The organism is Bacillus sp. LK2 (assembly GCF_001043575.1).
Taxonomy (GTDB): Bacteria; Bacillota; Bacilli; order Bacillales; family Bacillaceae_G; genus Bacillus_A; species Bacillus_A paramycoides.
Genome location: NZ_LDUK01000055.1, coordinates 1 through 25,091, shown reverse-complemented (window position 1 = coordinate 25,091; position 25,091 = coordinate 1). Strand labels below are relative to the sequence as shown.

Genomic DNA, 25,091 nt, shown 5'->3' with positions numbered 1-25,091 from the left:
TTTATATTGGCTCAATCAAAATTAGGGATTTTCAGAACTGCACCTGTATTCGCTGATGTTACCATTTGTGCATAGCGTCCAAGCCAGCCAGTTTTCACTTTTGGTTCTGGTCGCTTCCATTCTTTTTTACGCTTCTCTAATTCTTCATCACTAACTCTTACTTCTAACAATCGTTCCTCAACATCAATACAAACTATATCCCCTTGTTCCAGAAGTGCAATCGTTCCTCCCGCAGCTGCTTCTGGTGAAATATGCCCTACCGAAATACCACGTGAAGCACCAGAGAAACGACCATCAGTTAAAAGTGCAACATCTGCCCCCAATCCCATACCAGCAATTGCTGACGTTGGTGCTAACATTTCCGGCATACCAGGCCCGCCTCTTGGTCCTTCGTAACGAATAATAACTACATCTCCTTTCTTGACTTTCCCAAGCATAATGCCGGCAAGCGCCTCATCTTGTGAATTAAAAATAACGCAAGGTCCTTCAAATCGTTTTACTTCTGTTGCCCCACTTTTAATAACCGCTCCGTCTTTCGCAAGGTTTCCTTTTAATATACGTAATCCCCCTTCTTCACTATGAGGATTTTCGAGAGAATGGATAACTTCCTTATCTTTAATCTCTGCATGAGCAATATTTTCTCGCAACGTTTGCCCAGTAGCAGTTATACGATCAAGGTGGAGTACCCCTTCTTTTCGGCTCATCTCTTTCAAAATTGCACTAATCCCTCCCGCGCGATCAATATCTTCCATATGCCAATTAGAAGCTGGACTTACTTTACATAAATGCGGTACACGTCTTGAAACTGCATCAATGCGGTTCATATCGTAATCTAAACCCGCTTCTTGTGCGAGAGCTAGCGTGTGTAATACTGTATTCGTTGATCCACCCATCGCCATATCAAGCGCAAACGCATCATCAATTGCTTCTTCTGTTACAATGTCGCGTGGTTTAATATCTCTTTCAATTAAAATTTTTAATTTTTCTGCTGCTTGTTTAATTAACTCTTCACGCCTTGGGTCAATTGCTAAAATACTACCGTTACCAGGCAATGCTAAGCCTAGTACTTCACATAAGCAATTCATAGAGTTCGCTGTAAACATACCGGAACAAGAGCCGCAAGATGGACAGCCATGATCTTCGATATCCTTTAATTCTTCTTCTGAAATTTTCCCAGATTGGTAGGCTCCTACCCCTTCAAACACAGAACTCAAATCGACAACTTTCCCTTTAGAAGTCTTCCCAGCTGCCATCGGTCCACCTGAAACAAATACAGTTGGAATGTTTACACGAAGTGCAGCCATCATCATTCCCGGCGTAATTTTGTCGCAGTTTGGAATACAAATCATCCCATCAAACCAATGCGCATTTACAACTGTTTCTACTGAATCTGCAATGATTTCACGGCTCGGAAGTGAATAACGCATACCGATATGCCCCATCGCAATACCATCATCTACTCCAATTGTATTGAATTCGAATGGAACCATGCCTGCTGCACGCACTGCTTCTTTTACGAGTTTCCCAAACTCATTTAAGTGCTTATGACCTGGAATAATTTCAATAAAAGAATTACAAATTGCTACGAATGGTTTATCAAAATCTTCATCTTTTAAACCAGTTGCTTTTAATAAACTACGATGCGGAGCTTTATCAAAACCTTTTTTAATCATGTCACTTCTCATTTTGTCCAATCCCTTCTTATACATTTCTTCTCTTACTTAATCTATTTTTTTAAATAAAAACTCTCGCCTCAGCAATCAACTACTACTTAATAGTAGCTTTGATTGCTGAGGCGAGAGTTTCGCGTTACCACTCAGCTTCCTTACACTTCTCACGAAATATAAGCTCTGTAGGTCCAATCAGACCCCCGTCCTTTTACCGGAGACGATGCCGCCGCCCTCTACTCAGTTTCCCTTTCGCAAGCGATGCTCCGAGGTGATCTTCAATGATTCGATTGTTACTACTCTCACAGCCTTGGAGCAGCTCTCTGAAACGATCATAATCATCTACTTTCCTCTTCTCTGCATATATAAAATATAAAGTCAGAAGATTCTTAATTAACTTTTATTTATTAAACGTATTATAGGACTTTATTCTTTTCATTGTCAATATATTTTTTGAATTTTTCAATAAACTTAACCTTCATCCAACTAACATTTTGAATCACACCTAAACAAAATTTTATTTACTTTTGATATCAAATGCTTGTTTTCACGTTATTCTTTATTTATCCCCCCCTGATTCCCATTACGTATGAGAAATCAGGGGGATATAAATTTTTCGATACAATTCATCTACATCTTCTTTTCAACGGAAGTATCTTTCCGATCATACTTTACTCCATATTTATTACTCGGTCACAAATAGCATTTACATCCTCTCGATCATGTGTAACAAAAATACATGTCATTCCTTCTTTTTTTAATATATCCTTCAATTCTTGACGAATCTTTCCTCTTAAATCTGCATCTAGATTACTGAATGGTTCATCCATTAAAAGGATGGATGGATTAGGTGCTAGCGCACGCGCTAACGCCACACGCTGCTGCTGTCCACCGCTCAATTCATATGGATAACGCTTTTCAAATCCTTTTAAATCAATAAGCTCTAGCATATGTAGCAATCGATTCTTTTGCTCACTCTTTGAGAAATGATGTAAACCAAACTTAATATTTTTCTCCACCGTTAAATGTGAAAACAATGCATAGTCTTGAAAGACCATTCCCACTTCTCGTTTTTCTGGAACAAGAAAATGTTCATCATCTACAATCGTTTTATTCTTTATTTCAATGCTACCTGATGAAGGATACTCTAATCCTGCAATTAGGCGAAGTAATGTACTTTTCCCACTGCCACTTTTCCCGAGAATCCCAACAATTTCACCTTTTTCAATTGAAATAGACAGCCCATCAATAACATCTTGTTTTGCATTTTTATAACGGAAGCTAAGATTATTCATTTCAAAAAACATTACTACGCCTCCTTCTTCTCTAAACGATAAAAGATATATACTGATACCATACTAATCAAAACAATAATTAACGCTGGAATTGATGCTTCCTGTATTCGCTCATCACTTGCAAATTGATATGTTTTCGTTGCTAACGTATCAAAATTGAATGGGCGTAAAATTAACGTTAACGGAAGTTCTTTCATAATATCTACAAAAGTAAGAATAAAACCGCTAATAATAGTACCTTTCATAAGTGGTAAATCCACTTTGATAAAGGTTTTTGTCATCCCAAACCCTAGCATACGTGATGCTTCATAATACTTCGTCCCCATTTTTTCAAAACCAGCTTCAATAGAATTAAATCCGATTGCTAAGTATCGTATTACATAAGCAAAAATGACCATAACTATCGATAAACTTAAGACAAGTTTTCGATCTGTACCTACCCATTCATATAGTGTAGATAACCCTTTATCTACTGAAATAAATAATGTAAGTACACCAATAGCTAATACGGCACCAGGAATAGAGTAACCAATTGAAACAAACCTTGTTAATACGTTGGAAAATGAATTTTTTTGAACACGACACACATTTGCAATCATAATAGAAAGAACAATAATAATTGTTGTTGCTAGCAATGCTACAAACAATGTATTCTTTATTAATTCAATAAATTGTGTCTGTAACACACTTTCATACGTTAATAACGCCCATGAAATCATTTGTATGAACGGAATAGCAAATGAAAAGGAGAAAATCAATACACAATACGACAACGCTAATAAGCCTTTCCATCCTTTTAATCGAATTGGTGTTAACGCCTTTGTCTTACTCGTTGTAGCACTAAACTTTTTACGGTTTCGTAATAGTTTTTCAATAAATAAGAAAGTAATAACTCCAACCATTAAAATCGCTGCAAGCCTAACCGCCGAATCCACATCATACATTCCAAACCAAGTCTGAAAAATTGCTGTTGAAAAAGTTTGAATCCCAAAATAACTTGCTACTCCGTAATCATTTAGCACCTCTAATATTACTAAACTTACTCCTCCAACGATTGCGACTTGTGAAATAGGTAATACAACCTGATAGAATACTTGCCATTGGTTTTTCCCTAGTAAACGTGCATTTTCTATTAACGAAGCACTTTGATTTTCTAAATACGACTTTGTAATGATATATACATAAGGAAACAAAGTTATCGTAAAAATAAATACGGCACCTTGAATCGACATAATATTGAAATACGATGTATCTACCTTCCATTCTAACGTATTACGAAAGAAACGTTGCACAACTCCTGTATAACTTAGCATTCCACTATATGTATAGGCTGCAATATAAGGCGGAATCGCTAAAGGTAACACAAACATCCATCGAAATAGCTTTTTTAGTGGAAAATCATATGCCGCAACTAGCCAAGCTAGTGTCACACCGACAATAATCGTACATATCCCAGTGAAAAAAGCTAATTGCAAAGTATTCCATATGTAATCACGTAACATATAATCTTTAATGTGCTGCCAATTCTCGTTAACCTTCTGAAACAAACTGACCACAATGAAAAAATTGGGTAGCAAAACAATAGCTACTCCAATGAGGCTAATGGCTACCCAACTGTTCATATTTTGTTTCAGCATTCGTAAGAAATGCTGTTTTTTCATGTTTATTTCCAACCCACTTTATTAAAGATTTGTGTTGCTTTCGCGTTATTTTCACCTAGTACAGCAAAGTCTATTTTTTGCGTTTTAAATGTACCCCATGATTTTAATAGCTCTGGCATTTCTGCTTTTTTATTAACTGGGAATTCAAAGTTTGCTTTTGATAATTCTGTTTGTGCTTTTTCACTTGTGAAGTATTCGATTAATTTCACTGCATTTTCTTTATTTTTACTATGTTTTACTAAACCAGCACCACTAATGTTAACGTGTGTACCTGTTGTATCTTGGTTAGGGAAGAATACACCTAACTTTTCCGCGACCTTTACTTCTTCTGGATCTTGAGAATTCGCTAATAATCCAACGTAATACGTATTCATAATTGCGACATCCGCTTTACCGGCAACAACTGCTTTCGCTTGATCACGATCGCCGCCCTGTGGATCCTGTGCAAAGTTTTCAACAATACCCTTTGCCCATTCCTCTGCCTTTTGCTCACCATTTAATGCAATAAATGAAGCTAATAATGATTGGTTATATAAACTTGTAGAAGATCTTGCTAACACTTTCCCTTTCCAGTTCGCTGTTGCAATATCCTCATATGTAGACAATTGTTCTGGCTTCACACGGTCCTTTGCATAAACAAGAACACGAGCTCGTGTTGCAAGACCAATCCATTCATTATCTTTATCACGTAAATTTTTTGGAACGTTTTTATCAATTTCTTTAGAACTTACTGGTTGTAATACGCCATTTTTCTTAGCTGTATTCAACACACCACCATCCACTGTAATAAATAAATCAGCTTCAGTGCTTTCCCCTTCTCGTTTTAAACGTTCAATTAATTCTTCTGCTTTTCCTTTTACAACATTAACTTTAATACCTGTGTCTGCTGTAAAGGATTCGAATAATTTATCATCCGATTCATAGTGACGCGCTGTATAAACATTTACTATTTTACTCTCTTCTTTTTTCTTTGTTTTAGCCGCTACGTCTTCCTCTTTTTTTGACGCGCATCCTGCCAATGTCCCTAATGCCATCATGGCAGCTAAAGAAACTGATAACAACTTCTTCATGTTTGTAATCCTCCCTATTCTCCCCTAAAGATATTGATAATCTTTATCAATATAAATTATAGAAAACTATAATTCAATTACCAATCTATATTCGGAAGCATTTACATGCAGAATTTTAACATTTTTTCTACAATTGATGACAAAATATTTACTTCTTCTATATCCATATATATAATGTAGAAGAATTCACACAATTACTACATTATATGTATTAATTATTACGTGAATAAAAAACTTGATAAAATATTTCATCAAGTTTTTCACAGGACGCTTTTATCAGTATTCTTTATGCATGCAACAATAAACGCGTAGGCTACTAACATTAAAGCTTTCAATTACCTAGGAGGATTAGAAGCGTACCTATACTACTGATGTTCTTTTCCCTCTGATTGTTACTGAGAAACGGTCAATAAATTGATGTGGGCAGAGAATCTTTCGTATAAAAAACATATATTTTCAAATCTTTTTTATTTCGTAATAAAACCAACTATATAATACTATATAAAACATATATATTTAGGAGGATTACAGCAATGTCTGAAAAAACATACGAACTCGCTACCTTTGCAGGCGGTTGTTTTTGGTGTATGGTAAAACCATTTGATGAACTTCCTGGTATCCAAAAAGTCATTTCTGGATACGCAGGTGGTCACATTGAAAATCCAACATACGAACAAGTAAAATCAGGGATATCAGGACATTTAGAAGTCGTTCAAATTACATTCGATCCTTCTATTTTCCCGTATCAAAAATTACTTGATTTATATTGGCCACAAATTGATCCAACTGATGATGGTGGGCAATTTTTCGATCGTGGTCCCTCTTACCGCACAGCAATTTTTTATCATAATGAAACACAAAAAGAGCTTGCAGAAAAATCGAAGCAAACTCTAGCAGAAAGCGGTATATTTAAAGATCCTATCGTGACTGAAATTCGCTCAGCTGCACCTTTTTATGAAGCAGAGGAATACCACCAACATTTCTATAAAAAGAATCCAGAGAAATATGCTACCGAGCAAAAAGAATCTGGGCGTGAAGAATTTATTAAAGAAAATTGGTCAAAAAAATAACACACTCTCTCCATGTTTTTTCATCTTTTTGAAAAAGCATGGAGTTTTATTATCTTTGGAAGAAATACAAAACGATGATAAGAACGATTACTGTTAATGTCCAAAGCTTTAATTCATTTATCACCCTTCTTTTCTTAGCTGACATTATCTGTCCTCACCTCACTTTTATTTTTCCACAGAAATACCTTTCTCCAATAAACATGAAAAAACCTCCAGTTCATTTCCTGAAGGCTCCATTGTAATGCATACTTATTTCTAGAATTACTTTTTCAATCTCTCAATAAAATCGTTCAACTTATCAAGTGATTTCATATTATGATTACAAGCTACACTATCTTTACAAATATAATTCCCCTTTTTAACGAAAGTTCCCGGTACATCACCCTTTATCTCAACTAAGAACATTCCTACTTCTTCATGCCCATGACATAATGAACAAATACTTTTTTTATTTATACTTTGGAATGTTCCTTGTAGGCCAACAAACTTATTTTTATTGTTTTTCGCTATAATAAATTTCCTGCTCGAGCCTTTATCAATCCAGCCCAAATAAGATATTTCTTTCATATTGATTTCTTCCATATCAGGAAGTTTTAATTTTTTTGCCTTAGGGAATAATTTTTTTAACGTTTGTGCTGTAACTTCCTGAAACGGAATTACATACGGATTTATTTTCAGTAAAAATGATTCTGCATCTTCTCTATTTTCGACTGTTAATACCATATCAATTAACTCTTTTTGTTCGGTAGCCAAATTCTCAAAGACATTTAGCACTTTTTCAATAGCAAGAGATTTCAGTGCCGCAATAACCCCTCGATCATTTGCTGTCGCATGTCCATTTGCTAAAATATAAGCTTGTGATTTTATAAAATTATATTGATCACTTCTAATAAAAGCTTCCATCTTTATCACTCCATACAAATTGTTGATCTAGTATCATTGTATACAATAATCATGTTTTACGGTATGTAAAAGACGATTTACAAAAGAACTTTACATAACAAAACCGCCTCTAGGTTTCCCATTAGAGGCGGCTTCCTTATTTAGAATACACGATTTTCTTAATCGTTTCCCCGGACAGAAAATACTTTTCAGCAAGTTGATGAATAGCAATTCCACTTTTAAACGCATCCTTAATTGCTTTATTTCGTTCATCTAATTGCTTTCTTCCTCCAGATTGTGTACCCCATTTATAATGTTCCGTTTCTTGTTTTGGAATGTAAATTGTTTCACCTTGTACATACTTTTGAATTTCAATAATTAAACTTTCTGGTAAAACAGTCGCAGCTTTTACGTATTTCATTTCTGCTCGCCCCTTATTTTTTATGGTTCATTTCAATAAGGTGCAAAGCCAAATATAAAAAATGATACGAGCTCATTTGGGCGATTGTATATTACTTGTCTACCTCACGCAAAGTATCGCCATTTCCATACTTGGCTTTGCATGAGACGTTGCAGTGTCTGGCAATTGAATTATAATCGCCATATAAACACCTCCTAATATACCTTTTGCATTTTATTATATGACAAATCCTCTCACCTTGCACCTTCCATGCTTTCTTAAAGAAAAAGCGCTAGCCTTTCGTTAAAACGATAGACTAGCGCTTTAGATTAAATGATTCCTAATACATTTAGGAATACGATAATAATCGCAATTGGTGCAATATAGCGAAGTAAGAATAACCATAATACGAATAGTTTATAGCCTTTATTTTTACTTACGCCAAGCTCTTTCATTAATACATCTTTCTTCATTTTTAAAGGAACGAAGATGGAAACCAGTAATACGCCTAGTGGCATTAATACGTTACTAACCGCATAATCTGCTAAATCAAAGACAGTCTTTCCAAAAATCTTGAGATCACTTAAAATCCCGAATGATAATGCTGATGGTACACCAACAACGAAGATTAATAACCCAACTATTAAGGCCATTTTTTCGCGTTTCCCTTTACCTTTTGATGTTAATGACGCAACACTAATTTCTAACATCGAAATTGCTGATGTAATAGTAGCAAAGAAGAATAGTAATAAGAAAACGATGAAGAATAATTTTCCGAACGCCATTTTACTAAAAATAGCTGGCAATACGATAAATAATAGCCCCGGTCCTTGAGATGGTTCCATTCCAAATGCGAACACAACTGGGAAAATTGCAAGTCCTGCAAGTAATGTAATAACAAGCGTCAAAGCTACAATAGAAAATGCTGAACGCGGTAAACTTTCTTCTTTCGGTAAGTATGAGCTATACGTTACCATAACAGCTACACCGACAGATAGCGAGAAGAACGATTGCCCCATTGCATATAAAATAATTTCTGACGTTACGTTTGAGAAATCAGGTTGCAAGAAGAAGCGAACTCCTTCTCCAGCACCGTCTAATGTAAGTGCACGAACAATTAATACAAAGAATAAAACGAATAGTGCTGGCATGAAATATTTATTTACTTTTTCAACACCATTTTGTACACCTTTACTTACGATAAAAATAGTAATAAGGATGAATAATAGCTGTGATCCAACCGCTAAATACGGATTGGAAATGATTTCACCAAACGTCGCTTCGTATGCCCCATTTCCTTCCCATAGTCTACCTGTAATTGCATTCCATAAATATAATATAATCCAACCTCCTACAACACTGTAGAAAGAAAGTAATATGAAACATGTTACAATCCCCAACTTACCTAACCACGGCCATAGCGTTTTAGGCGCAATTTCTCTGTACGCATCAACGGCCTCTTTTTGTGTACTTCTTCCAATAACGAATTCGGCTAATAATAGCGGTAAACCAATTAATAATGTGAAACCAATGAAAATAAGGAAGAACGCGCCGCCTCCTCCGATGCCGGCCATATACGGGAATTTCCAAATCGCCCCAAGACCAATTGCTGAACCTGCTGCAGCTAATATGAAGCCTAATTTCGATGTCCATTGCTGTGAATTCATTTGTTTATCTCCTCTCTTTATCTTTTTTCTGTTTTACAATTCGGTATTTATATTGTTCTATCAATACTATTTTCTAATACACTCCCTTCCTCCCTAATAAAAAAACGCCCCTACGTAAACACGTAGGGACGACAAAAATATCGCGGTACCACCCTAGTTATGAAGATACACCAAAAGTAGGACCTAAATAAAAACGCCCCTACGTAAATACGTAGGGACGATAAAATATCGCGGTACCACCCTAGTTATGAAGACACAACTAAGTAAGACCTAAATAAAAAACGTCCCTACGTAAATACGTAGGGACGATATATATCGCGGTACCACCCTAGTTGTGAAAAAAATCTTCACCACTTTATTTGATAACGGTATGCACTACCGTCTTTCATTTCCTCACAATGTAAGATTTATGAAAGATGCTCCAGGACGAACTTCATGAATAATCTATATACTGATTCACACCAACCATCAGCTCTCTGAAATAGGGAGATTTTCACTACTATACCCTTTCATTGCCCAAATATTATTTTCCGAATTGATTACTATCATTTTTATCATACATTAAAAATAGTGTCAACTCATATTTTGAATTTTTATGTATTACATTCTATTTAAAAATTCAAAATATGACTTTTGTATGAATAGTATTAGAACATTTATGGTTTATACTGTATTAACTTCTCTAGCGGGTTTATAGTAGTATACGATGAATGCAAGACAGCACGAGTAGGAGGAAAGGATTTTGTCTACTTCAAAAGTTTTAAAAGGCACTGCTTTATTAAGTGGTGCAACAATGATTTCACGAACTTTAGGTTTTATATACTTCTTCCCTTTTCAATTATTAGTTGGAACGCAAGGGGTCGCTTTATACGGATATGCATACTCTTGGTACGGTATTTTATTAAGTTTTTCAACAGCTGGTATTCCTATTGCCGTCTCCAAATTTGTTGCAAAACATAATGCGCTTGGTGATTATAGTACAAGTAAAAAATTATACAACTCTAGCGTAAAATTGATGCTGTTTATGGGCTTTTTAGGATTTTTAATTTTATTTATTGGAGCACCATACATATCACAATTTATTATTCGTTCAAAAACGCCAGATCCACAATTTATCGCCGACGTAACGCTTACGATGCGAGCATTAAGTTTCGCGCTTATTATCGTACCAGCTATGAGTGTTACACGTGGTTATTTCCAAGGCTTTCAACATATGAAACCAAGTGCTGTTTCTCAAGTCGTAGAACAAATCGCACGTGTCGTTTTCATTTTAGTTGGTAGTTTTATTGTCTCAAAACTATTAGGAGGTTCAGTAGCCTCTTCTGTTGCAGTTGCTACATTTGGCGCTGTTATCGGGGCACTTGCCAGCGTCTCAATTTTAATGCTGTACTGGAAAAAATATAATGGATTAAAACCTCCTGAAGGCGAGCTAAAGTCAAGAGCATCCGATATTCCGTTAAAAAATATTTATATGGAATTACTTCGATATGCAATTCCAATTGTATTTGTCGGTATTGCGATTCCACTTTATACGCTAGTAGATCAATATACAGTCGCTGATGTCCTTAGAGCGATGGGAGAGCCTTTAGAAACCGCGAATGCAGTCTTCGCTTATATAACGAACTATGCCCAAAAGTTAATTATGATTCCAGCTTCACTTGCAACTGGATTCTCATTAACGATAATTCCAGCTATTACGAAATCTTATACAAGCGGGAAGCTAGATGAATTACAAGAACAAATTTCAAAGATATTCCAAGTATTGTTATTCTTCACTATCCCAGCCGCATTCGGTTTAGCTAGTATCGCTTACGATGCATTCCGCATGGTTTATGTAAATCCTGAAATTGCACTTGGGGGATCGCAATATTTAATTTCATTTGCACCTTCTGCTATATTAAGTGCGATTTTCACAGTTTCCGCAGCTATATTACAAGGAATTGATTATCAAAGAAAAACAATGATTGCATTCTCAGTCGGTATCCTCGTTAAGGTTTTAGTGAATACACCGCTCTTACATTTATTTGGCGGACACGGTGCTGTACTCGGCACAATTCTTGGATATCTCGTTTCAAATATTATTATGTTGTACTGCATCATTAAGTTTGCGAAATTCAAAATTGGTGAAACAACAAAAACAGTATTTCTTATTACGATATACTCCGCAGCAATGTCTGCTGTTGTAATTGCATTAAGAGCATTTATAAGTTGGATTATTCCTGGCCAATCTTATATAGAATCACTGATTATTGTGTTTATATGCGCAGCAGCAGGAGGACTTGTTTATCTTTTATTCGTATTAACGAGCGGACTTGCTTCTCATATTCTCGGTGATCGTATTCAACGTTTACCCGTACTAGGGAAATTAGTAAAATAAATAAACAAGAGATGTAACTCGTTGTTACATCTCTTGTTTTTCACTTCGCATATTGAATACGTTTTTGTTGTTCAGCAATATTTAATTCCGGATTATATTTTTCTACCAAATGTAATACTTCCCCTATTAACACTTCTAACTCCTTCACACTATATTCCGGATTCCCTATTAACGTGTCCGCCATACGCTCATATAAATCTTCAGGTTTAATAGTCATTCGTTCCACATTATATGGCATCCATTTAAATGCAGGATGATGCACATACATTCTATTCAGACCAAATAAGACCCCAAATATATTTCTTTGTACTTCACAAATAATATCATAAAGCATAAGCCAATCTTTCCGCTTCAAAAGTGCCTTGCGATTATGCCAACGATTACTTAACCATAGATTTTCTGAAATCATTCGTTTCGCTAGTTCGTCTGGATATGCCGATACTCTATCTTTTAATTCATTCACTTTCACTTCTCCATACAAACTCACACCATCATGAACCGATGATACAATACATTGTTTCTCATAATTTATATCATACTGCTCTACAACTTCTGAAATAACCTTTTCTACTGTCACTGTTAAAAAATTACTAATCTCTAGTTTAATTCCTTCTTTCGTCAAATATGTTTCCGACCATTCTTCTTCCTCGTAAGGATGATATGATAAAATCGTTCCACCAATATTGTTAATAGGCCCTTGACGATCCTCATCCTCTGGTGGTGATGACCATAATATATGCAATTCAATATCTGAATGTTCATCTTCTAATTTTCTCGCTACAGAGCCTGCTAAAATAATAGCTTCAACTTTCGGATTTTCCCTATAAATCTCCGACATTTCTATCGCTTTCTCTTTTAATCCCATTTCATTTCCCCCTAAAGCTAGATCATTCTCCTTTATTTACATTTATCTATTTAGATATTACATCTTATATTCCCTTTACCACTTTCACCTTTTCAAAATTAACTCAATCATATTTCTATCCAGTAACGCTGCACAATTTCATCAGAATTAGAAGAAACAACTTCATCCTCTAACACACCGCCAACCTTTTGAATTGTTTTAGCCGAACCAACATTCGCTTTATCACAAGTTATTAACACTTTCTTCAAACCTAATTTTTTCGCTTCAGCTAATGAAAGTTGAAGTTGTTTAGTAGCATATCCCTTTCGACGTTCATCGGGATGAATACTATACCCAATATGACCACTTTCCAACAATAACTCTGGATTTAACCTGTGTCGAATATTCACAAAACCTATTAATTTTCCATTCTCAACACTTAAAAACTGACTAGACGGCACTCGATTAGATGGTAAGTTTTCTCCTACTTCTTGTATACTCACTTTTTCAAACCATTCATCAAATGAATCAAAATTTTGTAAAGAACAACTACCGTGTGGTTGTTCTCCTGAATTAGAAAATGCCTGCCTATACTCCATAATTTGTTCTCTATATTCATATTTCGGTTTCAATAGTTTCATCGTCCTTCACCTCTCTTAATAACCTAAAACAAACACCTTAATAGTGGCTATTGCACCATTAAGGTGTTTCTATCGTTTTTATTCAAATAATCCCATACTCAAATAACGTTCACCTGTATCTGGTGCAATACATAAAACTTTTTTGCCAGTGCCTAAACGTTTCGCTATCATTATCGCAGCGTAAACAGAAGCTCCTGAAGATGGTCCTACTAATAAGCCTTCTTGTCTTGCTAAGTTTCTCATAGTAGTTAATGCCTCTTCATCTGCAATTTGAATAATTTCGTTATACACTTCTGTGTTTAAGTTTTTTGGAATAAAACCAGGACTTGTTCCTACTAGTTTATGAGGGCCTGGAACACCACCAGATAAAACTGGTGATCCTTTCGGTTCTACTACTGCAATATATAAGTTGGGTAGTTTCCCTTTTAACGTTTCACCTGTCCCCGTAATTGTTCCACCCGTTCCTGCCGTTGCTACAAATGCATCAAGCTCTCCATCCATTTGTTCATAAATTTCAAGTGCAGTCGTATAACGATGAATATTCGGATTTGCTGGGTTTTCAAATTGCTGTGGAATGAAACTATTCGGTATTTGTTTTTGTAACTCTACCGCCTTCGCAATTGCTCCTGGCATTCTTTGTTCAGCTGGTGTTAAAACTACTTCTGCTCCGTATGCTTTCAATAAATTAATACGCTCTTTTGACATATTATCTGGCATAATTAAAATAGCTTTATATCCTTTAGCAGCTGCATTCATCGCTAAACCAATTCCTGTATTTCCACTTGTCGGTTCAATAATTGTATCACCAGGTTTTATAAGTCCATTTTCCTCAGCAGCATGAAGTAAATTATAAGCAGCACGGTCTTTCACACTCCGCGACGGATTAAACATTTCCAGTTTTACATACACATCCGCTGCGTCTTCTGGAATAAATTTAGATAATCGGACGACAGGTGTATCTCCTATTAATTCTGTAATGTTTTCACATAATTTCATAGCGCATCCCCTATTCTATCGTTTTCTTATCATTTGGCAGTAACCATGAAGTCAGTCCAATTAATGGTAAACAGCTACATAATAGCATAATAAACTGAAGACTATACATATCAGCCAATTTCCCAAGAACTACAGCACCTAATGCTCCAAGACCAAACGCAAGGCCTACAATTAATCCTGATACCATCCCTACTTTTCCAGGAACAAGCTCTTGCGCATAGACAACAATTACACTAAAACTACTTGAACTAATAAAACCGATACATAAAAATAACGGTACAACCCACACGAGCGAAACGTGAGGTAATAAAAGTGCAAGCGGCGCTGAACCGAGCATTGAAAATACAATTATCTTTTTCTTACCGAATCGATCTGCTAACGGACCACCGAAGAAAGTCCCTAACACCCCTGCAATCATAAAAGCAAAGACGAAATACTGTGCATTTTTTATAGATAAACCGTAATGTTCTATTAAATAAAATTGATAGAAATTCCCGATACCAGCACCGTACCAAGAACGTACGAATGTTAGAAAAACAAGAAGCAAAATAACAAATTTAATGTGCGTACTTACAATCGCATTTTCAGCCTCAAGCGCAGCTCGTTTCTTTCTTCTTACAGCGCCATTCATTAATTCATTTTTATACCAATTTGAAACGAAGATTAACAATACAATCCCTACCGCTGCGAAAGCAGTAAAACCAAGAGAACCAATTTGACCGAGCGGAACGAAAATGAGCGCTGTAAAAATAGGTGCTAGAGAGTTCCCTGTATTTCCTCCCACTTGATAAATCGCTTGTGCTAAACCTCGTTTTGTACCTGCTGCCATATAAGCAACTCGGGCACCTTCTGGATGAAAGACTGCAGAACCTAATCCAATAAATAAAACAGAAATAATAACAATAATAAAATTCGGTGCAAATGCGAGTCCAATCATCCCAAGCATACTCGAAAACATACCGAGCGGTAATAAGAATGGTGACGGCTTCTTATCCGAATACATACCAAAAACCGGCTGCATAATCGATGACGTCATATTTAATGCAAACGCAATCCATCCTACTTGCATATAGGATAAATTCATCGTTTTTTCCAAAATAGGAAACAACGCCGGCACAACCGCTTGCATCGAATCATTTAAAAAATGTCCGAAACTAATTGCAAATAGTATACGGTATATTGTCGGTGTTTCTACTGCATTTTTTTGTGAAACTGCCTGCATATATGAATCTCTCCTTCCTGTACAAAATATATATTTATTACAGTAAGTGTAATAAATTCTGAGTTTTGAAACATTTCTATTCTATACTGGTTTCATTTCTTTTTCCAGAAATACAACTTCTCATAAAATATATTTTTTCTATATGTTTTATCGGATTTATTTATAGAAATTTTCTATATTTTCTTTTATACTAAGGCAGAGATGAAGGGAAGGATGTCAACTATGAAGAAAAAAACAAAAGGAATCGTTGCACTCTCAATCACATTATCTATGTTTTTGACAGCATGTGGTCAAAAACATGAGGCAACAACTACTGAAAAAAAGAAAAAGGAATCGTCACAACAAGTATTAAACATTGTAGAATCTGGGGAAATTTCTACACTCGATTCATCTATCGCAACCGATGGGCTTTCTTACGCTGCTTTAAACAACGTAATGGAAGGATTATATATGCCTGGACCTGATAACAAACCTGTTCCTGCGGCTGCTGAATCATACAAACTAAGTGAAGACGGAAAAACATACACATTTAAATTACACGATTCAAAATGGTCAAATGGTGATCCAGTCACCGCTCATGATTTTGAATACGCATGGAAGCGCGCCGTAAATCCGGAAACTGCTTCTGAATATGCACACATCATGTTCGATATTAAAAACGCTGAAAAAATAAATAAAAAAGAATTGCCAATCGATTCATTCGGTGTAAAAGCAATTGACGATAACACGTTAGAAGTACAGTTAGAGCACCCTGTTCCATACTTTTTAGGTTTAATGGGATTTGCAACATTTTATCCTCAAAACAAAAAAGTAGTAGAAGCTCAAGGGAAAAATTACGGACTTGAAGCTGCAAATGTAGTTTATAACGGGCCGTTCCAATTAAGTGAATGGAAACATGATACGAGTTACAAAATGACGAAGAATCCAAATTACTGGGATAATAAAAATGTGAAATTGAATGAAATTAATGTAAATATAGTGAAAGATACTTCAACAGCTGTTAATTTATTCGAAAGTAAACAAGTAGACCGTATCACGATTAATTCAGAGTTTGTCGACAAATACCAAAAGGATCCTAGCTTAAAGAAAATGGAACGCCCTTCCATGACATTTTTCCGTTTTAGTCAGAAGAATCCTTTACTAGCAAATAAAAATGCCCGAAAAGCTATCTCTCTTGCCTTTGATAAACAAGGAATTGCAACAACAATTTTAAATAACGGTTCAATACCTGCGAATGCCTTCGTTCCAAAAGGATTCGTAAAAGGTCCTGACAATAAAGATTTTCGTAGTACAAGTAATGTAAAAGTAGAAACAAATGTAAAAGAAGCAAAAAAACTATGGGAAACTGCGAAAAAAGAAACAAATTTACAAAATGCTTCTCTTTCAATCATAACAACGGATGAGTCTAACGATAAAAAAATTAGCGAGTTTTTAAAGGGTGAACTCGAGAAAAATTTACCGGGATTAAAAATTACGTTACAACCACTTCCAGTAAAAGCATTTTTAGATCGCGAAGGAAATGGTGACTTTGAAATTTCACTTTCTACATGGGGACCAGATTATCCTGATCCTACAACATTTTTAAATATGTTCGTCACAGATGGACCTTTTAATAAAATGAGCTATTCAAACAAACAGTACGACGAATTAATTGAAAAAACGAGCTCTACTTTAGTAACTGATTTACCAGCACGCTGGAAAGCGTTCCAAGATGCTGAGAAAATTTTAATTGAAGACGATGCAGCCATTGCTCCAATTTTCCAATCAGGACTTGTATATTTAGAACGACCAACCGTACAAGGTGTTGTTATTCGTCCATTTGCTGGAATCTACTCTTATAAATGGGCTTATATTGAAGAATAAGAAAAAGGCGATCCTAAAACATATTAGGATCGCCTTTTTCTATTAAATAGCAAAGCGCTTATACTTCTCATAATCACTCGTCTTACATTCTAGTGCAATTTTCGTACCTTCGTTTTCATAACTCGTAGATAAAACGTGCGCATGATTATTGAAATACGAAACTACCTGTCCTTGATCATACGGAATTAACATTTCACACTTTGTATACTCTTTATAAATGTGTGAGCGAATCATTTCTACAAGCTCTTCAATTCCAACATGTTTCTTCGCTGATAAATAAACGCGATCTTCTTGTACTTTTGGAATTTCAACATCTACCATATCTGATTTGTTATATGCATAAATCGTCGGGATATTTTCCACGCCAATTTTCTTTAACGTTTCATTTGTAATATCAATTAATTGTTCATAATTTGGATTTGCGTAATCTACAACGTGAATAAGTAAATCTGCTTCGGCCACTTCTTCTAATGTTGAACGGAATGCTTTCACAAGATGATGTGGTAATTTACTTACAAATCCAACTGTATCCGTTAATAAAAATGATTTATTATCTGGCAAATCAATATTTCGTACAGATGTCTCTAACGTCGCAAATAACATATCTTTTTCAAATACTTGTTTTTCTTCTGTGCCATTATATATTTCAAGCATTGCATTCATCGTCGTTGACTTTCCTGCGTTCGTATAACCTACTAATGCTACAACTGGTATTTCATTTTTCTTACGTTGCTTTCGCTGTGTTTGACGCTGGGCAACAAGTGCTTCTAAATCTTTATTTAAAACTGAAATTTGCTCTTCGATTTTACGACGATCTAACTCTAATTTCTTCTCACCGACACCTTTATTTTTCGTGCCAACTCCGCCGCTTTGTCTTCCTAACGATTCACGAAGACCGATTAAACGAGGCATCATATACTGAAGATGCGCTACTTCTACTTGCAACTGCGCTTCTTTCGTTTTCGCACGTTGCGCAAAAATATCTAAAATTAAGATGGTGCGATCAATAACCTTACAATCTAAATCTTCCTCTAGATTTCGAATTTGTGATGGAGATAATTCATCATTAAAGATGACCATATTCGCGTCTATTTCTTTTACGTAGGCCGCTACTTCTTCAATCTTTCCTTTTCCAATATAATGCGATGGATTTACTCGTTGTAAATTTTGCGTCACTTGCCCAATTACCTCTACATCGCAAGCTTCTGCAAGATTTTCTAACTCTTCCATCGAATATGCAAAATCACTTTCATTACCTAAATTTACACCAACTAAAACTGCTCTTTGTAATAATTCTTCCATATATTTATTCCTCCATTTCGATTACGCAAAATAAAAAACACAGGTCACTGCCTGTGTTTTCGTAAACGGATAAGGGTTCACCAAAGAAATAGAAGAAAGCAATGCTTTCATCCTATTTCATAGTCAATAAGTCCCAAGATAATATACGTATTCACAACAAGTGTTCACCTATACTATCCCATTCTATTTATAAAGGCAAAACAAAAAGAGGGCGTATTCGTCCCTCCCTCTTTTTCACATATAAGCTTAATAAAAGGGTTCCTTTAAAATAGGCAGACCAATCCCGTTCACTCTGTACACAGACAGAGCCTTTGAGCGCTATTCAATTATCGGCACAAAGTATTGAGACGTAATCTGATTAAGATCAAAGGAAGCCCCTCCGTTCATTTTAAGTTACATAAAGTGTAGCATAAGTATTTCGCTTTCACAAGATTAAACCACCTATAGAAACAGAAAGAAAATCTTTGTATTTTTACTTTAATCGTCATTTTTTGCGAACTTTTCTCACAATAAAAATAACAAAAGCAATTATCAATAACACACCTATAGAAATGATAGCAACTTTCCACCAGCTTAAACCGTTAGCCATATCCCCTTTTAAATTCACCTTCTTCGATGGAACAGACTCTTTTGCAATATGACTTAAAACATTTTTCTCCATCTCTGCCTCATCTAATCTCTTCGTTCCACTGCAACTATGTGTGTATAATTGTTTCTCTTCCCCCCTTTGAGAAGAAAACACTAAGTACTCTCCTCCCTCTAAAAAGTGAAATACACAATCACCACCATTTGTATATATAATAATTTGCGAAGAACTTGTTCCTTTCCAAATTTTCTTCACTTCAAATAATACTTCAGTTCCAACTCCCTCTTTCCTTTGAACCTCAACTACTTTCCCCTCAAACACCACATCGTTTTTTTGAAATGCATCCTCTGGAGATTTTTTAATACAGTCACAAGCATAAGATTTCTCTGGAAAAATAATCAGAATAAAGCTACAAATAACGACAACAGGCAACATGTGCAAAATTCTTTTCAAGGAGCTCAACTCCCTTCATTATCAATTTTAGAAGCTTCCCGTATATTATTTTTACGTCACTCGCCAAATTCCTCCATAGTAAATTAAACATTATCGTTTCAATACAATAAAAGTCATTATTGACATTTTTATAACCTAATATTAGTATCAGGTTATAAAAATAAGTTAGGAGATGTTCCTATGAATTCTAAATCTCGCATTACCGCAATTGGCACTTATGTTCCAAATCAAATTTTGTCTAATTACGATTTAGAAAAGATAGTCCATACGAATGATGAATGGATTGTGCAAAGAACAGGAATGAAGGAAAGAAGAATTGCTGGAGAACAAGAATATGCATCTCACTTAGCTTTTAATGCGATTGAAAACTTATGTAAAACATATAAGAAAAATTTAGAAGATGTTGATTGTATCATCGTCGCGACAACAACTGCTGACTATGTCTTTCCTAGCGTTGCTTGTCAAATACAACAACACTTCAATATCCCCCATACACTTGCTTTTGATTTAAACGCTACTTGTGCTGGCTTCACTTATGGGCTACATGTCGGTAACAGCTTAATAACTGCTGGTACCCACAATAAAGTACTAGTCGTAGCAACAGAAACATTATCTAAAGTAACAGACTACACAGATAGAACGACCTGTATTTTGTTCGGTGATGGTGCTGGAGCAATTTTATTAGAAAAAGACAAAAACAAGCCAAGTTTTATCGCTGCTCACATGGGAACAAACGGTGAAGGCGGTATTCATCTGTACAGAACAAATTTATCTACTACTATGAATAGCACGCCACTAGAAACAAATGAAAAGATCGTTCAAAACGGAAGAGAAGTATATAAATGGGCCGTACGAACTGTACCACACGGCATAAAAGAACTATTACATACTGCAAATTTGCAAATAGATGATATAGACTGGTTCATACCACATAGCGCTAACCTGCGAATGATTGAATCCATTTGCGAAAAATCAAAAATATCTATTCAAAAAACATTAACGAGTGTGGAATATATGGGGAATACATCTTCCGTCTCCATTCCACTCGCCTTAGATTTAGCTAGAAAAGAAGGGAAATTAAATAATGGAGATACACTTTTACTGTACGGATTTGGCGGTGGACTTACGCATTTAGGGCTTATTGTAGCGTGGGATTTAAGTTAAATGTATTAAAAGAGGTTCTAGGGAGTAACTAGAACCTCTTTTTAATTTCATGAAATTTATTCACCTTTCCGAGACCATATCACAACAGGAATAAGTAATAAGGCTACAGCCCCTCCAGCTAATGATAATGCCGCATAACTTGAATTAGCTACTATCATACCTGACATCGCTCCACCAGAAGCTCCTGCCAACGCAATAAAAACATCTATCTTCCCTTGTGTTTTTGCACGTGTAGAAGGCTCTGTTGAATCAACGATTTGAGCAGTACCACTTATTAATCCAAGGTTCCATCCTAATCCAAGTAGAGAAAGTGCTACAACTAATAGTATTAAAGAGTCGTTTGGTGCCATCGCAGCTAGTACACCGGCAGCTAGTAATATAACTCCACCAGCTATACTCATCGCTGTTCTGCCAACTTTATCAATAAGAACTCCTGTAACAAGAGATGGTAGGTACATTGCCCCTACATGGAATCCAATGACAAGCCCTACTTCACTTAGTCCATGACCATGGTGTCCCATATGTACTGGGGTCATAGTCATAATCGCAACCATAACTACTTGAGTAAGTATCATAACAATTGCTCCAACGGCAATGCCCCGTTTATTTTCTACCATTTCATTTGTTACCGAATGCCCTTTATATGTATGTTCTTGTTTATATTTTTCTATTATGTTAGCAATAATTAATGGATCTGGACGAAGCATAACGAAAAGTACAAGACCCGCAAGCATGAAAGCTGCTGCTGATAAGATGAACGGACCTGCAAGTTCAGGAATTCCAATCGAATGAGCAAAACTCCCCATTACACCTACTAAATTCGGGCCTGCAACAGCACCGAAAGTCGTCATAACCATCGTAATACTAACAGCAGTTGCTCGTTGCTTCTTATCTGCTAAATCTGTACCAGCATAACGAGCTTGTAGATTTGTAGCTGTACCCGCACCATAAATGAGCAAAGAAGCAAGTAAGAGAATAATACTATTAGTTACAGCTGCCATTACAACTCCAATAGCACCAAGTCCACCTACCATAAAACCTGTTGCAAGTCCTACTCGGCGTCCATATCGTTGCGAAAGCTTTCCTACTATGAAAGCCGCTACCGCAGACCCCAAAGTAAACATAGCAGCCGGTAATCCTGCAAATGCATCTGTTCCAAGCATCTGCTGTGCAAGAAGTGCACCTACTGTAATTCCAGCAGCTAACCCCGCCCCGCCAAACATTTGTGAAATGCTTACGATAATTAACGTTCGTTTATATAATTTTTGTTGCTCTTCTGTTGTATACATACGATTACTTATTAAAGCATCTGCTGTATCTATCATTTCCTCAACCTCCCTATGAAACTAATATCTCTTGTTAATGTACTATAAAACAACAAAATCCCAAAATTTAAAACATTTGAATTTATCCATATTTCATCACTCCTACATTTTAAATATTTTTTTAAGTTTGCCATTTTTAACACTGCCATTTCTCTCCTATTAGTAAAGCCAAATAATGCTAAGTTTCTTTCGTGAAGAAACTTAGCATTAAAATACAATTCATATTTAGCCTATTTCCCTTACAATTCCCCTACTACCCTTTTCCCCTTTTCTCTTACTGAAAGCTTTTCCTTCCCAAAATAACAAACTTACTAAAGCACAAACTAAAATAATTGGCACACTCGCTTTATATAAATCAGTAAAACTCGTAGCCATCTGATTCTGAGCATAATGATTCACATCATTTGAAAATACGACTATTTCTTTCTTTATATTCTCCTCTTGTTTTTCAACTTCTTTTGTTACTTGACTCGTAATTTCTTCTCTTTTTATATCTCTATATTCTACTGGAACTCCAATTAATACCTCATTCACTTTTTGGTGAATTAATTCGTCTTTTTTCTCTTTACTTAACCCCACCATTGTTTCATTTTGTTTCTTTTCTACATTTGTTTCTATACTTTGATTCTCTATTTTTTCTTTTGTTACTTGTAATATCTCGGCTTGCTGAGCACTATCCACATGAATATTACGTACTTTTTCTTCCGCATAATGATATACATTCTCTTTATTTATAGATAAATTGTGAGTTAAGTTAGATACGAATATCGCTACCGCTAAGACAATACCTACTTGCCGTAACATCGATACGACACTTTGAGAAGCTGTTAATAACTCTCCTTCAAATGAAGATGCGCTTAAAACTGTAATTGGTCCCACTACTAAACCATATCCAACACCTAATATCATACATGGAATAATAATTTCGATATTTGTTGAATTTACTCCAATCATCTGTAGCCAATAATATGCTAGGCTCATAACAAGAAACCCTGACAAAATAATAGTTACTTTTCCAAGTTTTCTCATTAATAGTGAAGCAAATGGTGAAACAAGAAATATCATCGCTGAAATAGGTGTCACCAGAAAAGCAGCTTCAATTTCCGTTCGGTGCTGTATTTTTGTCAAAAAAGTTGGAAGCAATACAGTAACGCCAATTAAAAATAAATTACTTAATACAACAACAATAGATGCTCCTACAAACATCCTATCTTTAAATAGTTTTAAGTTCACCATCGGATTATGAATCTTTCTTTCGACTAAAACAAATAGAACAAGAGAAATAATACTAATTATATAACAATACCAAGCGATATTACTTTGCCATCCCCACGCATTCCCTTTCACTAATACGAGAGTAAAAGAGAAAATTGCTGAACTACTTAATATAAGTCCAATCCAATCAATTTTTGAGATAATACGTTCTTCATTTTTTATTTGTAGCATAATGCAGCATAAAATGATTCCAATTATACAAATTGGAACATTGACGAAGAACACCCATCTCCATCCTAAATTTTGCGTAATAATCCCGCCTATTACTGGACCAATTGCAGCTGACAACCCCTGTGTTACTCCTAAAATACCAAGTGCAACATGCCTCTTTGCTAAAGGTATAGCTGATACACCAATTACCATACTTGTCGGAAATAAAATTGCTGCTCCAACACTTTGTATAAAACGAGAAAAAATGAGGAAGTCACCTGTATTAGCAAAAGCACAAAGCATTGAGCCGCCACCAAATATTACTAGACCGAGAATATACATCTTTGCTTTCCCAAAAATATCAGCTATTCGCCCTAGTGGAATTGCAAGTACTGCAATCGTCATTGTATAAACATTTAATACCCAAGACATTTTTTCTAATGAAGTATTCACACTTGATTGTATAGCTGGTAAGGCTATATTCATAATCGTCGTATCAATCATACAAAGAAAAATACCTAAGCACATTAAAAAAACAATCTTAATACCTTTTGATTGCTCCATGTTCATTTACCCCTTTATTTATTGTGAACGTGTTTTTCATTCTTCTGTTTTATTGTTTTCTTTCGCTTCTAACTGCTCTAATTTTCTCTTCAATGTCTCTACTTGCGCACTATACGATGCGATACCTACATCGAGTGAAATTTCCTCGACAAAAGTAATACCTTCTCTCCACTTTTCATATTTCAAACGAAGATCCGTAATATACGCTTCTTTCCTCTCAATTTCGTCTTCAATCCATTTTTTTATCGTCGCACCATCACTATAATTACCAAAATACATCCTCATTAAAAAATCTGAACGTAAAACATCTTTCTCTACATCCATTTGCATGTATTGATAAAATTCTTCACGCCCTTCATCTGTAATAAAGTACATTTTCTTATTCGGTTTCCCTTCTTGCATAACAACCTCTTTTTTTATTTTCCCCTCTTTTTCCAATTGTCTTAAAGTTGGATAAATCATTCCAAAGCTTCCATCAAAAAAGTGAGTAAATACATCCTCGAACACAATTTTAATATCATAACCAGACAATTCTTTTTCCATCAATAAACCTAAAACAACATCTCTTCCCTTCAAAATAAGACCCCCACATAGTATATAATCAATAATCATATTAA

20 protein-coding genes and 2 other annotated features are annotated in these 25,091 nt (G+C 35.4%); of the genes, 4 read left to right on the top strand and 16 right to left on the bottom strand.

All coding sequences use genetic code 11. The features are described 5' to 3' along the window. Positions 1–11: 11 nt before the first annotated feature. The 4 genes from ilvD to VK90_RS24450 form a co-directional block, all read right to left on the bottom strand. A complete protein-coding gene (ilvD, locus tag VK90_RS24465; protein ID WP_048375919.1) occupies positions 12–1,685 on the bottom strand; it encodes a dihydroxy-acid dehydratase in 1,674 nt (557 codons plus the stop codon). Positions 1,686–1,788: 103 nt separating this feature from the next. After that, positions 1,789–2,034 (bottom strand) — a binding site (T-box leader). A gap of 304 nt (positions 2,035–2,338) precedes the next feature. Beyond that, complete coding sequence (locus VK90_RS24460; RefSeq protein WP_048375917.1) at positions 2,339–2,974, bottom strand: ABC transporter ATP-binding protein; 636 nt, start codon at positions 2,972–2,974, stop codon at positions 2,339–2,341. Positions 2,975–2,976: 2 nt separating this feature from the next. After that, complete coding sequence (locus VK90_RS24455) at positions 2,977–4,623, bottom strand: ABC transporter permease (RefSeq protein ID WP_156185484.1); 1,647 nt, start codon at positions 4,621–4,623, stop codon at positions 2,977–2,979. 2 nt (positions 4,624–4,625) lie between these two features. Next, positions 4,626–5,693 (bottom strand): Fe(3+) ABC transporter substrate-binding protein, encoded by a 1,068-nt coding sequence (locus VK90_RS24450; protein ID WP_048375912.1) that lies wholly within the window; start codon positions 5,691–5,693, stop codon positions 4,626–4,628. 533 nt (positions 5,694–6,226) lie between these two features. On the opposite strand from VK90_RS24450, the gene msrA reads away from it, so the two are divergent. Continuing rightward, on the top strand, positions 6,227–6,763 hold the full coding sequence (msrA, locus tag VK90_RS24445) for a peptide-methionine (S)-S-oxide reductase MsrA (RefSeq protein ID WP_048375910.1): 537 nt from the start codon (positions 6,227–6,229) through the stop codon (positions 6,761–6,763). A gap of 261 nt (positions 6,764–7,024) precedes the next feature. On the opposite strand, the gene VK90_RS24440 is transcribed toward msrA, so the two are convergent. The 3 genes from VK90_RS24440 to VK90_RS24430 form a co-directional block, all read right to left on the bottom strand. Then, complete coding sequence (locus tag VK90_RS24440) at positions 7,025–7,666, bottom strand: FusB/FusC family EF-G-binding protein (protein WP_025148931.1); 642 nt, start codon at positions 7,664–7,666, stop codon at positions 7,025–7,027. 136 nt (positions 7,667–7,802) lie between these two features. After that, on the bottom strand, positions 7,803–8,066 hold the full coding sequence (locus VK90_RS24435) for a CD3324 family protein (protein ID WP_002171359.1): 264 nt from the start codon (positions 8,064–8,066) through the stop codon (positions 7,803–7,805). A 308-nt stretch (positions 8,067–8,374) separates the two neighbouring features. After that, positions 8,375–9,712 carry a sodium-dependent transporter gene (locus VK90_RS24430; protein WP_002171358.1) on the bottom strand — a complete coding sequence of 446 codons (1,338 nt, stop codon included), beginning with the start codon at positions 9,710–9,712 and terminating at the stop codon, positions 8,375–8,377. A gap of 298 nt (positions 9,713–10,010) precedes the next feature. Next, positions 10,011–10,234 (bottom strand) — a binding site (T-box leader). A 220-nt stretch (positions 10,235–10,454) separates the two neighbouring features. On the opposite strand from VK90_RS24430, the gene VK90_RS24425 reads away from it, so the two are divergent. Beyond that, on the top strand, positions 10,455–12,089 hold the full coding sequence (locus tag VK90_RS24425) for a putative polysaccharide biosynthesis protein (protein WP_048375909.1): 1,635 nt from the start codon (positions 10,455–10,457) through the stop codon (positions 12,087–12,089). Positions 12,090–12,129: 40 nt separating this feature from the next. Here VK90_RS24425 and VK90_RS24420 read toward each other — a convergent pair whose 3' ends face one another. The 4 genes from VK90_RS24420 to VK90_RS24405 form a co-directional block, all read right to left on the bottom strand. Further along, positions 12,130–12,954: a DUF4037 domain-containing protein gene (locus tag VK90_RS24420; RefSeq protein ID WP_048375907.1), complete on the bottom strand. Its 825-nt coding sequence runs from the start codon at positions 12,952–12,954 to the stop codon at positions 12,130–12,132. A 107-nt stretch (positions 12,955–13,061) separates the two neighbouring features. Further along, positions 13,062–13,574: a GNAT family N-acetyltransferase gene (locus tag VK90_RS24415; protein ID WP_048375906.1), complete on the bottom strand. Its 513-nt coding sequence runs from the start codon at positions 13,572–13,574 to the stop codon at positions 13,062–13,064. A 78-nt stretch (positions 13,575–13,652) separates the two neighbouring features. Continuing rightward, the gene (gene cysK / locus VK90_RS24410; RefSeq protein ID WP_048375904.1) at positions 13,653–14,570 is read right to left on the bottom strand and encodes a cysteine synthase A; all 918 of its coding nucleotides are present in this window, start codon (positions 14,568–14,570) and stop codon (positions 13,653–13,655) included. Between the two features lie 10 nt (positions 14,571–14,580). Then, on the bottom strand, positions 14,581–15,792 hold the full coding sequence (locus VK90_RS24405) for an MFS transporter (protein WP_048375901.1): 1,212 nt from the start codon (positions 15,790–15,792) through the stop codon (positions 14,581–14,583). A gap of 222 nt (positions 15,793–16,014) precedes the next feature. Between VK90_RS24405 and VK90_RS24400 the strand changes: the two genes are divergently transcribed. Next, entirely contained in the window at positions 16,015–17,655 is a 1,641-nt protein-coding gene (locus tag VK90_RS24400) for a peptide ABC transporter substrate-binding protein (RefSeq protein WP_048375900.1), read from the top strand. A gap of 42 nt (positions 17,656–17,697) precedes the next feature. Here the strand turns inward: VK90_RS24400 and hflX are convergent, their stop codons facing one another. Both hflX and VK90_RS24390 read right to left on the bottom strand, forming a co-directional pair. Beyond that, positions 17,698–18,957, bottom strand: a complete 1,260-nt coding sequence (hflX, locus tag VK90_RS24395) for a GTPase HflX (protein WP_048375899.1) — start codon at positions 18,955–18,957, stop codon at positions 17,698–17,700. Between the two features lie 484 nt (positions 18,958–19,441). Next, positions 19,442–19,996, bottom strand: coding sequence for a cobalamin biosynthesis protein CbiN (locus VK90_RS24390; RefSeq protein ID WP_048375898.1), 555 nt, complete (start codon positions 19,994–19,996; stop codon positions 19,442–19,444). A 180-nt stretch (positions 19,997–20,176) separates the two neighbouring features. Between VK90_RS24390 and VK90_RS24385 the strand changes: the two genes are divergently transcribed. After that, positions 20,177–21,160: a ketoacyl-ACP synthase III gene (locus tag VK90_RS24385; protein ID WP_048375896.1), complete on the top strand. Its 984-nt coding sequence runs from the start codon at positions 20,177–20,179 to the stop codon at positions 21,158–21,160. Between the two features lie 56 nt (positions 21,161–21,216). On the opposite strand, the gene VK90_RS24380 is transcribed toward VK90_RS24385, so the two are convergent. From VK90_RS24380 to VK90_RS24365, 3 genes are all read right to left on the bottom strand, one after another. Then, positions 21,217–22,485, bottom strand: a complete 1,269-nt coding sequence (locus VK90_RS24380; protein WP_048375894.1) for an MFS transporter — start codon at positions 22,483–22,485, stop codon at positions 21,217–21,219. Positions 22,486–22,710: 225 nt separating this feature from the next. Further along, on the bottom strand, positions 22,711–24,474 hold the full coding sequence (locus tag VK90_RS24370) for an MFS transporter (RefSeq protein WP_048375891.1): 1,764 nt from the start codon (positions 24,472–24,474) through the stop codon (positions 22,711–22,713). A gap of 36 nt (positions 24,475–24,510) precedes the next feature. Continuing rightward, on the bottom strand, positions 24,511–25,050 hold the full coding sequence (locus VK90_RS24365) for a PadR family transcriptional regulator (protein WP_048375889.1): 540 nt from the start codon (positions 25,048–25,050) through the stop codon (positions 24,511–24,513). Between the last annotated feature and the right edge of the window lie 41 nt (positions 25,051–25,091).

What these genes read in the sequence shown, in the direction of transcription:
- VK90_RS24380 (WP_048375894.1), bottom strand. Translation starts at nt 22,485, where the DNA reads ATGATAGATACAGCAGATGCTTTAATAAGTAATCGTATGTATACAACA.
- VK90_RS24455 (WP_156185484.1), bottom strand. Translation starts at nt 4,623, where the DNA reads ATGAAAAAACAGCATTTCTTACGAATGCTGAAACAAAATATGAACAGT.
- VK90_RS24420 (WP_048375907.1), bottom strand. Translation starts at nt 12,954, where the DNA reads ATGGGATTAAAAGAGAAAGCGATAGAAATGTCGGAGATTTATAGGGAA.
- VK90_RS24460 (WP_048375917.1), bottom strand. Translation starts at nt 2,974, where the DNA reads ATGTTTTTTGAAATGAATAATCTTAGCTTCCGTTATAAAAATGCAAAA.
- VK90_RS24385 (WP_048375896.1), top strand. Translation starts at nt 20,177, where the DNA reads ATGAATTCTAAATCTCGCATTACCGCAATTGGCACTTATGTTCCAAAT.
- VK90_RS24370 (WP_048375891.1), bottom strand. Translation starts at nt 24,474, where the DNA reads ATGGAGCAATCAAAAGGTATTAAGATTGTTTTTTTAATGTGCTTAGGT.
- VK90_RS24400 (WP_048375900.1), top strand. Translation starts at nt 16,015, where the DNA reads ATGAAGAAAAAAACAAAAGGAATCGTTGCACTCTCAATCACATTATCT.
- cysK (WP_048375904.1), bottom strand. Translation starts at nt 14,570, where the DNA reads ATGAAATTATGTGAAAACATTACAGAATTAATAGGAGATACACCTGTC.
- VK90_RS24440 (WP_025148931.1), bottom strand. Translation starts at nt 7,666, where the DNA reads ATGGAAGCTTTTATTAGAAGTGATCAATATAATTTTATAAAATCACAA.
- VK90_RS24450 (WP_048375912.1), bottom strand. Translation starts at nt 5,693, where the DNA reads ATGAAGAAGTTGTTATCAGTTTCTTTAGCTGCCATGATGGCATTAGGG.
- msrA (WP_048375910.1), top strand. Translation starts at nt 6,227, where the DNA reads ATGTCTGAAAAAACATACGAACTCGCTACCTTTGCAGGCGGTTGTTTT.
- VK90_RS24415 (WP_048375906.1), bottom strand. Translation starts at nt 13,574, where the DNA reads ATGAAACTATTGAAACCGAAATATGAATATAGAGAACAAATTATGGAG.
- VK90_RS24430 (WP_002171358.1), bottom strand. Translation starts at nt 9,712, where the DNA reads ATGAATTCACAGCAATGGACATCGAAATTAGGCTTCATATTAGCTGCA.
- VK90_RS24435 (WP_002171359.1), bottom strand. Translation starts at nt 8,066, where the DNA reads ATGAAATACGTAAAAGCTGCGACTGTTTTACCAGAAAGTTTAATTATT.
- hflX (WP_048375899.1), bottom strand. Translation starts at nt 18,957, where the DNA reads ATGGAAGAATTATTACAAAGAGCAGTTTTAGTTGGTGTAAATTTAGGT.
- VK90_RS24405 (WP_048375901.1), bottom strand. Translation starts at nt 15,792, where the DNA reads ATGCAGGCAGTTTCACAAAAAAATGCAGTAGAAACACCGACAATATAC.
- ilvD (WP_048375919.1), bottom strand. Translation starts at nt 1,685, where the DNA reads ATGAGAAGTGACATGATTAAAAAAGGTTTTGATAAAGCTCCGCATCGT.